The 12,116-nt window shown below is 60.6% G+C and carries 8 protein-coding genes and 1 riboswitch; of the genes, 3 read left to right on the top strand and 5 right to left on the bottom strand.

Annotated features, from left to right (window positions below):
* On the top strand, window positions 1–448 hold a 448-nt coding region (locus tag JN524_RS27370; RefSeq protein WP_272929701.1), incomplete at its 5' end, for a type I secretion C-terminal target domain-containing protein.
* 94 nt (window positions 449–542) lie between these two features.
* Here JN524_RS27370 and JN524_RS26605 read toward each other — a convergent pair.
* The 5 genes from JN524_RS26605 to JN524_RS26585 form a co-directional block, all read right to left on the bottom strand.
* Window positions 543–3,275, bottom strand: a complete 2,733-nt coding sequence (locus JN524_RS26605; protein WP_202371245.1) for a LuxR C-terminal-related transcriptional regulator — start codon at window positions 3,273–3,275, stop codon at window positions 543–545.
* 202 nt (window positions 3,276–3,477) lie between these two features.
* Window positions 3,478–4,842, bottom strand: coding sequence for a DUF1329 domain-containing protein (locus JN524_RS26600; protein ID WP_096797152.1), 1,365 nt, complete (start codon window positions 4,840–4,842; stop codon window positions 3,478–3,480).
* A 28-nt stretch (window positions 4,843–4,870) separates the two neighbouring features.
* Window positions 4,871–6,760, bottom strand: a complete 1,890-nt coding sequence (locus tag JN524_RS26595) for a DUF1302 domain-containing protein (protein WP_202371244.1) — start codon at window positions 6,758–6,760, stop codon at window positions 4,871–4,873.
* Window positions 6,761–7,097: 337 nt separating this feature from the next.
* Window positions 7,098–8,780, bottom strand: a complete 1,683-nt coding sequence (locus tag JN524_RS26590) for a fatty acid--CoA ligase (RefSeq protein ID WP_135296539.1) — start codon at window positions 8,778–8,780, stop codon at window positions 7,098–7,100.
* A 256-nt stretch (window positions 8,781–9,036) separates the two neighbouring features.
* Window positions 9,037–9,666, bottom strand: coding sequence for a LysE family translocator (locus tag JN524_RS26585; RefSeq protein WP_003228086.1), 630 nt, complete (start codon window positions 9,664–9,666; stop codon window positions 9,037–9,039).
* A 241-nt stretch (window positions 9,667–9,907) separates the two neighbouring features.
* On the opposite strand from JN524_RS26585, the gene JN524_RS26580 reads away from it, so the two are divergent.
* Both JN524_RS26580 and JN524_RS26575 read left to right on the top strand, forming a co-directional pair.
* A complete protein-coding gene (locus JN524_RS26580) occupies window positions 9,908–10,873 on the top strand; it encodes a 2-hydroxyacid dehydrogenase (protein ID WP_202371243.1) in 966 nt (321 codons plus the stop codon).
* 33 nt (window positions 10,874–10,906) lie between these two features.
* Window positions 10,907–11,905 (top strand): class I SAM-dependent methyltransferase, encoded by a 999-nt coding sequence (locus tag JN524_RS26575; protein WP_202371242.1) that lies wholly within the window; start codon window positions 10,907–10,909, stop codon window positions 11,903–11,905.
* Between the two features lie 39 nt (window positions 11,906–11,944).
* Window positions 11,945–12,069, top strand: a riboswitch (yybP-ykoY riboswitch).
* Window positions 12,070–12,116 lie beyond the last annotated feature (47 nt).

The following is a 12,116-nucleotide window of genomic DNA, read 5'->3' as shown; positions in this document are numbered from 1 at the left end:
AACAGGCAGCAGCAACCTCAACGGTACCGGTAACGCCCTGAACAACAAATTGACTGGCAATGACGGCAACAACCTGCTCAACGGCGGAGCCGGCAATGACACTCTCATCGGCGGTCTGGGCACCGATACGCTGACGGGTGGTTCAGGTGCTGACACCTTCGTGTTCAACGCGTGGAACGAAACCGGTACTGGCAATCTGCGCGACGTCATCACTGACTTCAACAGCGCACAGGGCGACAAAATCGACCTGACGAAATTTGATGCCAACCTGCTGGATGCCGGTTTCAACGGTTTCTCTTTCATCGGTGCAGCCGATTTCACCGGCGCAGGCCAACTGCGCTTCGTCGACCACGTGCTGTCAGGTAACGTCAGCGGCAACGCCGGTGCGGATTTCGAGATCCAGCTGGTGGGTGTAAACAGCTTCAGCGCCAACGATCTGGTGGCCTGATACAACGGCCACCCGACCTGCTCGCAGGTCGGAACACCCACAAAAAAGCCCCGATCATTCGGGGCTTTTTTGTGGGTGCCGATAAGCCGTAGCGCTAGGTCAAAACCCCCAGTTCCTTGGCCCGCGCCACCGCCTGCGTGCGTCGCTCAACCCCCAGTTTGCTGTTGATATGGCTGGCATGGGTTTTCACCGTGTGCAGCGAAATAAACAACTGCTCGCTGATTTCCTGATTCGAACAGCCTTGGGCAATCAAACGCAGAACAGCCAGCTCTCGGCTGCTGAGTTGTTCGGCTGCGGTGGACTCGACCACTGGCCGAGTCGCCACCAGCGGAAAATGCGCCAGTAACGGTTGTCCTGCCAATGCCGGCGAAGCATGCAATTGGCTGCGCAACCAGTCCGGATATTCTCGGATCAGTGCGTCAAACGGCTGTATCACGCCGCCAGCCGCCGCTTCCAGCGCCTGACTCAAGGCCTTGCGTGCTTCCGGTTCGCGGCCTGTGCCCAGCAACAAGGCGACCTTTTGCGCCAGCGCCATTACACACAGCAACTGTCGACCGGTTTGCTGACCGTTTTCCAGCAGCACGTTCAGTCGCCCTTCGGCGAGCATCGGCTGCCCTTGAATCACATCGAGCAGCGCTTGCTGCAGTTCGACATGCAATGGCAACTGAGGATGAAATTCCGGTGGCGCCGCTGCACGCTCGCCGGTATAGGTCTGACCAAGACGCGCCAGCCATGCCTCGGCCAGATCGGTACGGCCCTGCATCAGCCACAGTTCGCATTTGACCAGGGTGATCATCGCCAAATAGTAGATCGGTGGCACATCCCAGATATGCATCAGGCGCTCGGCTTCAGCGAGTTCGGCAAAGGCTTTGGCAAACTCGCCTGAGCTGCCGTCCAGACGAGCGATCACGCAGTGGCCGATCAACACGCTGATATCGCGACAGGCCCGCGCTTCGGCCACTCCGCTCAGCAATCGAGCCCGGGCCTGCTGGGGTTGCAGGCGCATGGACAACAGAAAACCTTCGTACAGCGTCAGCCGCGCACGCACCGCATACAGACGTTGCGGGGACAGTCCACGCAACCGTTCCAGGCCCTGATGCACTTCATCCAGCGCACGCAGTATCTCGCCACGGGCCTGCAACACCCGCGCCCGGTCATAATGCGCCAAGGCTTCGAACAACGGATTGCAAACCCGCTGCGCCAGCTCGAGGGACTCACGGTTCAAACCCCGGGCGCGCCACAGGTCGCCGTCGGCGATTGCCAGATTGGACAGGGTCGACAGGCACATCAGGCGTTGCCCGTAACGTTTCACCGGCAGGCTTTCCAGCGCTTCGCTGCAATAGCGCTGGGTCAGCTCACGATGCCCGCGCCCGCGGGCGATGATGCCGCTGAGCGCCAGCCATTGCGCGAGCATCGACTTCTGCGCAGAGGCCGAAGGCGCCGGCAGGAAACGACTCAAATGACTGGCCAGCTCTTCAGCGGCATCCAGCTGACAGGCCAGCCCCAATGCCCAGCTATAGAGCACGATCAAGCGTGGCGTGCTGATCAGCAGACTGTCGGGCAAGTCCATCTTCCAGCGCAACAACATGCCGACGTTCTGCTCGGCGAGCAGCTGTTCCTCGGACAGGTTCTGCACCAGATTCGCCGCCACATCCAGATGGCCGGCACGTAACGCCTGTTCGACCGCCTCATCGAGCAGGCCCTGCGCATTGAACCAGCGGCAGGCACGCAAGTGCAGCGTGGCGGCCGGCACTATCGCGCGAGCGATGGGCCGGCTGCGCAGCAGATCGGAAAACAGATGGTGATAGCGATACCAGTGACCATGTTCGTCCAGCGGCACCAGGAACACTTGATGCGCCAACAGAAACCGCAGGATTTCGCCGCTGTCGTGGGCTTCGCGCACCGCGTCGCACAGTTCGCTGCAAAAGCGCTCCTGAGGGGCGGTGTCGTAGAGAAACGCCTGCACCTCGACAGGCAGGCAATCGATGACTTCCTCGAGCAGGTAGTCGCGAATCAGCCCTTCCCCGCCGTTCAGCGCTTGCGGCAATGCGGTTTCGTTGCCGGCTTCGGATGCCGCCAGCAACCAGAAACGCAGCCCGGCCACCCAACCTTCGCTGCGCTGAATCAGGTTTTCCAGCGCTTCGCCACGCAGCGACGTGCTATGCCGATCAAGCAGGGTCAGGGCTTCGTCATGGGTCAGGCGCAGATCCTGTTCATGCAGTTCGAGCAGTTGCCGCGACAGGCGCAGGCGCGCCAGATGCCAGTCCGGGCGCTGCCGACTGGTGACCATGACCAGCAAGCCATCGGGAAGATGATTGAGGAAAAACTGCAGGCAACGGTCGAGTACCGGGCCTTGGGCGAGATGGTAGTCGTCGAGCACCAGCAACAGCGGCGCCGTCGGTTGCAGTTGCAGGGCCAGTTCATCGAGCAAGCCATCGAGCCATTCTTCGAAGGCGAACGGCTGATGGCGCTGGCGCATCTTCAACAGGCCAAGCGCACGGCTGCCCAGATCCGGAAAGTAGTCCTGCAGTCCCTCCAGCAATCGCTCGAGAAACCGCCCCGGATCGTTATCCCGTGGGCTCAATCCCAGCCAAAGGCTTTGCCAGTGCGCCGGCAGGCTCTGACAGAACTCCACCGCCAGCGAACTCTTGCCGAACCCGGCCGGAGCGCACACCAGTAACAGACGTCCACCGAGCCCGGTTTGCAGGCGCTCGCAGAGACGTGGCCGCAAGACGTATCCGTCCGGCAGCGGAGGACGGAAAAAACGTCCGTCCAGTGCCGCGACGGCAACGCTTGCGGGACCCGGAAGTGGGGACAGATCAGTCATGGCCGGCTCTTGTTCGAATGGCTGTTGGCGGCGTAGCAGATGTCCGCAGCCTAGCCTTAAACGTAGCGGTTATGAAGGTTGCTGCTACAAATGGCTACAAAAAGACTGTCGAGAGCCGGCAGCTCCTACAAAAATCAACGCCAAAAAAAACGCCCCGAACCAGTCGGGGCGTTTTTTCGAGGATGCGGCCTCGGGTCAAAGCTTAGCGGATACCGTCCTGGCCCAGGTTGCCCGGCTGGAATTCGCTCTTGGTGGCAGAGAAACCGAAGTCATACGCTGATTTTTCTTCGTTCTTCATGCCCAGCGCCAGGTAGCGGCCCGATTGCAGGTCGTACAGGGCTTCCAGTGCGTACCACGGCACTTGCTTGTCGTAGTAGTCCTCGGCATGCGCTTCGGCCACACGCCACAGCTGACCGCGACCGTCGTAGTGGTCGATGACCGCTGCCTGCCAGGTGTCTTCGTCGATGTAGAAGTCACGTTTGGCATAGATATGGCGCTGACCCGGTTTCAGGGTGGCGACCACGTGCCAGACACGACGCAACTCGTAACGAGTCAGGTCCTGGTTGATATGGCCGGCCTTGATGATGTCGGCGTACTTGAGAGTCGGCGAGTCGATCTTGTAGCTGTTGGAGGCAATGTACATCTCTTTCTTGCCTTCGAGCTTCCAGTCGTAGCGATCCGGCGCACCGTTGTACATGTCGAGGTTGTCGGAGGTACGCAGACCGTCCGCCGCAGTGCCCGGACCGTCATAGGACACTTGCGGTGCCTGACGCACACGACGCTGACCAGTGGCGTAGACCCACGCCTTGCGCGGCTCCTTCACCTGGTCGAGGGTTTCGTGCACCAGCAGTACGGTACCGGCCAGACGTGCCGGCGCGGTCACTTTCTGCTTGAAGTAGAACAGGATGTTGCCCGGGTTGGCCGGATCGTAATCCTTCATCTTGTCGCGGAACACGAACTGGTCCTGGAAGTACACCAGGCTGAACGAGCCGTTGGTTTGCGGAGTCGCCTGGGTCACCAGACGGGTCACGCTGCCACCGCGATAGCGGGTGATGTGGTTCCAGATCACTTCCAGACCGCTTTTCGGAATCGGGAACGGCACGGCGGTATCGAAGTTTTCCAGACCGTTACCGCCTGCGACCAGATTGGTGGTGGTGGCGTTTTTCTTGATCGCGGCGAACACGTCATCCGGCACGGTCGAGCCGCGATGGGACGGGTAAACCGGAATCTTGAAGGTGTCCGGGTAGCGCTTGAACATCGCGTACTGGCCCGGTGCAAGCTTGTCCTTGTACTGCTCGACGTTTTGCGCGGTGATGGTGAACAGCGGTTTTTCACTGCCGAACGGATCGGACAGGAAGCCCTTGCTGTCGACCGTGCCGGCATTTTTCGCCAGCGGTTTCCAGGCCGGGATCGAACCGTCGGCGTTGCCGGCCATTTCGGCGCCCATCGGGGTCAGGCTCTTGCCCAGCTTGTCGGCTTCGGCGGCGGGAACGGCCGCCATGACGCTGGTCGCCAGCAGCGACAAGCCCAGAACACCCGCGTGGAACAGACTCTTTGTTATTTTCATATGTGTGTTCGTCCTGAAAAAACTGTGCTTAGAAGTTCACGCCGACGCTCAAGGCCACGAAGTCACGATCGTCCACGGTCGTGTAGTCGCCGCCAAAGAAGTTGGTGTAGGCCAGGCTCGCGGTATAGGTGTTCTGATATTCGGCATCGAGACCGAGGCTGATGGCCTTGCGACCTTCCTCGAAGTTGCCGCCAGGACCTGGCGAGTAACCTTTCACGTCATGCGACCAGGCCACGTTCGGCTTGAGGTTCACACCGGCAAACACGTCGCTGTAATCCCAAATGGCACGAGCGCGATAACCCCACGAAGTGGCCGTGGTGAAACCATCGTTGTTGCAGTTGCTGGAAACGTTGTCGCGCGAAGCCCCCGGCCCGGCACCGTTGATGGTGGAGGTGTTGAGGATCTGCGAGCAGGTGTTGAGACCTCCCGTGGCAGGCAGTTCGCCCGGGCCGAACACCGGATCGCGGCCGTAACGGGCTTCGGATTTGCTCTCCAGGCCACCGACGTGGGTCACGCCGACTTCACCTACCAGGGTCAGACGGTTGGCGCCCATCACCTGATCGAAGAAGTGCGTCAGGGTGGTTTGCAGTTGGGTAATTTCTTTACGGTTGTAACCGTGCAGATCCTGGCCCGGCACGCCGTTGAGAATCGACGCGTTGGTCAACGCGCCACCCAGCGGACGTACGCCGGCGAACAGAATGTCGGTGGAGTTCAACTGCACCGGCGCATTCGGCCGGTAGCTGACCTCACCGCTCCACGCCGTACCGGTAGGCAGGGTGGTGGAGAAGCTCAGACCGTACAGGCGAATATCTTCAGGGTATTCGATGAAGTAGTTCGAGTTGCCTGCGACGACCAGTGGCCCCAGCGCCTGGAACGGCCCCGGCAAAGCTGCCACGCCGTTATAGATACGTTGTGGCGCACCGGTGGCGCTGAAGATCGGCGCACGACTGTGGTAGTTCATGAAGTAGGCACCGAACTCGGTGGCCAGCGGGTCGAACATGTACTTGGCGGAAACGCCCCACTGGCCGCTGTCGCGGGCGTTGCGGTTAGGCGAACGGCGCACCAGCACGCCCTCTTCGTTGACATCCACGCCGGCGGCGGCCAACGGCCCGAGCGCAATGCCCGGAATGGTCGAACGCTTGTTCAGTACCCGCAGGTTGTCGTCGCAACCGGTGGTGACGATGTCCGGCTGCGAGAAGAACGTGCCGCAGTTGTCGGTCACGGTCTTCTGCCAGTCGATCTGGTAGAAACCTTCAGCCGAGAGGTTTTCGGTGAGGCTCTGCGATACGTAGAACATGTTGACCGGGATCAGACCTTCCTTGATCTCGGCACCCGGACGGCGGAACGCGGACACGTCGATCGGGTTGATCGAGTTGATGCCGCCACCGATGAAGGTACTTTCGCCCCAGTTCACCACCTGCTTGCCCAGACGCACCGAACCTGGCTCATCGGCAATCGAGTAGTTGTGGTAGACGAAGGCGTCGAGGATCTGCCCGCCGGAAGAACGCGCCGCGACGTCGCGGTTGTGGTTGCTGACGTCCTTGTATTCCAGGTCCTGATTCTGCAGTGCGAAGTCGTACCAGTATTTGCCCCGGACGAAGACCCCGGTGTCGCCGTATTTCAATTCGAGATCATGGATGCCCTTGAAAATCTTCGAGAAGGCTTGCCCGCTCTTGAAGTTCAGGTGGCCGTTGTCGGAGGTCTGGGACAGGCCCTTGCCGCCGTTGTTGACACCAATAAGGTCCTTGTTCGGCTGCTGGGTCGAGATACTCATGCCCAGGGAGAGCGAGGAGTCGAACTGACCTTCGATTTCACCGACGTTGAAACTGACGCCGAATGCGGGCCCGGCGAGCGTAGAGGCAAGACTGACGGCCAGAGGCAGTTTAGCCCGGCGCCAGAACTGGTTTACTGATGTCATCGACGCTACTCCATGTGCATTATTGTTATGGCAGTGAGTACTTTTAAAAACGCCTGGAAGACCGGGAGCCAGTAGCCACCCGACGTCACTCCAAAGTTGCATCGCCCCTGTTCGTGCGTGTGCCCCGTTCTTAAAAATCCTTGAGCGGACTATAGCCAGCAGGGGGTACTGCTTGATCCCTCTAAAGTGTGATTTGCAGCTGCCGGCCACTCTGGAACAGTCCTTTCGCCAGTCCGACACATGTCGGCACGGCAAGGATGGCTGAATTTTTCGATTTAACAAGCCAAGCGCTTGCTTGGTGGGTCTGGCGCGCCGGTTTCGGCGCGCCAGCAGACACTCAAAGAGTCGAAAGGAAGGTGCTGTTGTTGGCCTGCCATTCGGTGATGTCGAGGCGGATGCGCTTCTTGTCGAGCTTGCCGACACTGGTCTTGGGAATTTCCGTAACAAGGGCGATCTGGCTCGGAATCGCCCACTTGCTCAGGTGCCCCAGTTCCACGAACGGCTTGAGGTGTTCCTTGAGCTCGCGCGCCCCGATCTCGTGCCCTTCACGGATCACCAGCAGTGCAAACGGCCGCTCGCCCCATTGCGGATCGGCGATGCCCACCACTGCTACTTCACGTACCGCCACATGACGGCTGATCAGGTCTTCGAGGTCCAGCGAGGAAATCCACTCGCCGCCGGTCTTGATCACATCTTTGATGCGGTCGCGGATGTCGATCACGCCCATGCTGTCGAGCGTTGCCACATCGCCGGTGTGCAGCCACCCACCGGCCCAGAGCTCGGCGCCCTTCTGCGGTTCGTTGAAATAGCCTTCGGTGAGCCACGGGGCGCGCAGCACCAGTTCGCCCTGGGTTTCGCCGTCGGCGGGGAGGAAGTTGCCCTCGGCGTCGACGATCGCCGCTTCCACCAACGGCCCCGGCACACCGGCCTTGATCCGGTAAGTGGTGCGTTCGTCTTCGGTGCCGGCCATCAACTCGTCGTTCAAATGCGCACAGGAAACCAGTGGCCCGGTCTCCGACATGCCGTACGCCGCCGTCAACTGAATGCCCCGGGCCTTGGCGGTTTCATACAACGTGCGGTTGAGCGCACTGCCACCGATGACGATCTTCCAGCCGCCAAAATCGGTGCCCTGCGCGCCTTTGGCGTTAAGCAGCATTTGCAGGATGGTCGGCACGCAGTGGGAGAACGTGACCTTCTCCTTGCGCCACAGCTCGACCAGGAATTCCGGGTCGTAACGCCCCGGATAAACCTGCTTGAGCCCGAGCATCGTCGCCACGTACGGCAAGCCCCAGGCATGCACATGGAACATCGGGGTGATCGGCATGTACACATCGTTGGTGCCAAGCAGGCGCACGCTGTCGATCGCACCCATGATTGTCGACACGCCCATGGTGTGCAGCACCAGTTGCCGATGGGTGAAGTACACACCTTTCGGGTTGCCGGTGGTGCCGGTGGTGTAGAAGGTGGTAGCGACCGAATTTTCGTCGAAATCCTGAAAGTCGTACTGCGCACTTGCAGCGGCCAGCAGTTGCTCGTACTCGCCGACCAGGTTCGGCAGCTCGGCGGTCTTTTCCGGCAGATCGGTCAGCAGCAGGGTTTTCTCAACGGTGGTCAGGTGCGGCGCGATGGCCTGATACAGCCCGACGAACTCGCTGTTGACCAGCACGAAGCGGTCCTCGGCGTGGTTCATGGTGTAGAGGATCTGTTCCGGCGACAGACGCACGTTGATGGTGTGGATCACCGCGCCGATCATCGGAATGGCAAACATGCATTCGAGGTAGCGATGGCTGTCCCAGTCCATCACCGCCACGGTGTCACCCGCCTTCACTCCGGCCGCCGTCAACACGTTGGCCAGCCGCGCCACCCGCTCGATCAAAGTCGGATAGCTGTAACGCAACTGGTCTCGGTAGATGATCTCGCGGGTTTTCTCGTAACGTGCGCCGGACATCAGCAGCCGTTTGATCAGCAATGGATACTGGTAGGCCCCATCGGCCGGGGGAATGACGCGAGTCTGCAACATATGAATCCCTTTTCTGGCTGCACGGTGTTGGCGTAGAGAGCGTTACTCTAGAGCCGTTATACCCCAGTCAAATCAGCCGAAGGAATGATTTGCACAGCCGTACAAATGCTAGCTTTGCGCCAGCATTTGCCGGTCATCAGCGCCGATCAGGCCGCTTGCTCTTCTGTAGGCGCTACCGCAGGCTGCGATCTTTTGATCTTCTAAAAGCAACATCAAAAGATCGCAGCCTGCGGCAGCTCCTACAGGTGAGTGTTGATCAATGCATCTCGGTGAACGCGAGTTTCACGCCGATCGCAATCAGCACCGCGCCCATGGTGCGGTCGAACCAGTGGCCCATGCGGGCGAAACCGGCGCGCACGCGTTGCTGACTGAACAGCATTGCCACCAGGCAAAACCACACAGCCGTCGCTACGGCCAGATAGACGCCGTAACCAGCCTGCACCGCCAGCGGCGTGTGCGGGTTGATCACCACGGTGAACAGCGACAGGAAGAACAGCGTGGCTTTCGGGTTCAGGCCGTTGGTGACGAAACCCGAAGTGAAGGCGCCGCGCGCGGTGCGCACGCCTGCCTCCTTGTGCAGATCATCGGTAACGGTTTTCGCTGGCTGCGCGCGCAAGGCCTTGAAGCCGATGTACAGCAGGTACGCAGCGGCGGCCCATTTCAAGGCGTTGAACAGCACGATCGATTGCGAAACGATCAGGCCGATGCCGAGCAGCGAATAACCCACATGCAGGAAAATCGCCGTGCCCACACCCAGCGCGGTCCAGGTGCCAGCGCGACGACCATGGGTCACGCTCTCGCGCACCACCACGGCAAAGTCCGGGCCGGGGCTGGCCACGGCCAACAGGTGGATCAGTGCAACGGTCAAGAACTCGGTCCAGTACATGGGGGCTCCTCTGGAAGTAATCAGTCAAATCGGACTCATGGCGCAGATGTTTTCCCTGTGGGAGCGAGCTTGCTCGCGAAAGCGGTGTGTCAGACAACAGCAATTCGCTTGATCCGCCCTCTTCGCGAGCAAGCTCGCTCCCACAGGACTTGTGAGTACCTCTGGCTCTGAGTAACCAATTGTTTCATCTGGTAGGCTCGGCAGATTACGCCTTCCGTTCCAAGCACAAAAGGTACAGTTGATGACGAACCCGCGCCGCGCCGTATTCCTCGATCACCCGTCACTGGATCTCGGCGATCTCGACCTCAGCCCGTTGCGCGCCTGCTTCAGCGACCTGCAACTGTTCGCCCAGACTGCGCCTGATCAAGTCGCCGAACGCCTGCACGGGGCCAGCGTGGCGATCACCAACAAGATCCGCATCGATGCCGCCACGATGGCCGCCAACCCGGATCTGCAACTGATCCTGATCACCGCCACCGGCACCAACAACGTCGATCTGGATGCGGCTCGCGCCCACGGCATCACCGTGTGCAACTGTCAGGGTTACGGCACGCCATCGGTGGCGCAACACACGATCATGTTGCTGCTCAACCTCGCCACACGCCTCGCGGATTATCAAAAAGCCGTCGGCGAAGGTCGCTGGCAGCAGGCCAGACAGTTCTGCCTGCTCGACTACCCGATTGTCGAACTGGAGGGCAAAACCCTTGGCCTGCTTGGTCACGGTGAGCTCGGCGGCGCGGTCGCGCGCCTGGCCGAAGCATTTGGCATGCGTGTGTTGCTCGGGCAGATACCCGGCCGCCCTGCCCGCCCGGACCGTCTGCCGCTGGACGAACTGCTGCCGCAGATCGACGCCCTGACCCTGCACTGCCCGCTCAACGAACACACCCGGCACTTCATCGGCGCCCGCGAGTTGGCGTCGATGAAACCCGGCGCCTTTGTGGTCAATACCGCTCGCGGTGGTTTGATCGACGAGCAAGCCTTGGCCGACGCGTTGCGCAACGGTCACCTTGGCGGCGCCGCCACCGACGTGCTCAGCGTCGAACCGCCGGTCAACGGCAATCCGCTGCTGGCGGCCGATATTCCGCGGCTGATCGTCACTCCGCACAACGCTTGGGGCAGTCGCGAAGCGCGGCAGCGTATCGTCGGCCAATTGACCGAAAACGCCCTGGCATTCTTCAGCGGTACAGCGCTGCGGGTCGTCAGTTGATAAACTACGGCACTTTTTTTCCAGGGAGCAGTTATGGATCCGCGCAGTGAAGTACTGCTTCGTCAGGCCGAGTTATTCCAGGGTGCGCTGTTGTTGGCCGGGTTGCCCGCCGACGATCTGCTTGGGCGCCTGCCCAATGCGTTCGGCTGGTGCTGGCATGCCGGCGATCAGGCCGCTCTCGATGCGCGCTTCGAAGGCCGCAGCCATTTCGGCGTAAACGTGCCGGAGCGCGAATTCGACAGCGCCGTGGTGTTTTTGCCCAAGTCCAAGGATCTGACCGATTACATCCTCAATGCCGTGGCCGCACGTCTGCCCGGGCGCGAGGTGTTTCTGGTCGGGGAAAAACGCAGCGGTATCGAGGGCGCATCCAAGCAGCTCAACCCGTTCGGCAAGCCACGCAAACTCGACAGCGCCCGTCACTGCCAACTGTGGCAAGTCACCGTGGCCAACGCGCCGGAAGCCAAATCGCTGGAAAGCCTGGCGCAGACTTATGAGCTGCCGCTGGCCGAAGGCCCGTTGAAAGTCATCAGCCTGCCGGGCGTGTTCAGCCATGGCCGACTGGATCGCGGCAGCGCCTTGCTGCTGGAGCATCTGGACAAACTGCCGAGCGGTCATCTGCTGGATTTCGGTTGTGGCGCCGGGGTTTTGGGCGCGGCGGTCAAACGGCGTTATCCGCACAACCAGGTGACCCTGCTCGACGTCGATGCCTTCGCCGCCGCCAGCAGTCGCCTGACATTGGCGGCCAACGGTCTGGACGCCGAAGTGCTGACCGGTGACGGTATCGACGCTGCACCGATGGGTTTGAACGCGATTCTGAGCAACCCTCCGTTCCATGTCGGCGTGCACACCGATTATTTCGCTACCGAAAACTTGCTGCGAAAAGCGGCCAAACATCTGAAAAACGGCGGCGAACTGCGCCTGGTTGCGAACAGCTTCCTGAAGTATCAGCCGCTGATCGAAGAGCATCTGGGCGTGTGTGCAATCAAGGCCGAAGGCAATGGTTTCCGGATTTACCGGGCCAAGCGCGGCTGAAAATTTGTTCTTGCTCTATCGGTTTTGCGAAGGCAGAATCCGCTCCGTCCTAGGGGAGTAGTCTCCCACGAGCGCCAAGCTCGTCCGGCATACGTCAACATACTTGATCCTCAGATCATGGCGTATGCGACCCAAGCGTCCGCACCAGACGGATCGCAGGGTTTGACAAGACCTATGACACGCACACCTTACCCGGGGCGGGAAGGCTGTA

Origin of the sequence: Pseudomonas sp. MWU318, from assembly GCF_016756945.1 — a bacterium.
Lineage (GTDB): Bacteria > Pseudomonadota > Gammaproteobacteria > Pseudomonadales > Pseudomonadaceae > Aquipseudomonas > Aquipseudomonas putida_A.
Note: the sequence above shows the minus strand (reverse complement) of the source record. Positions and strands in the feature narration are given on the sequence as shown.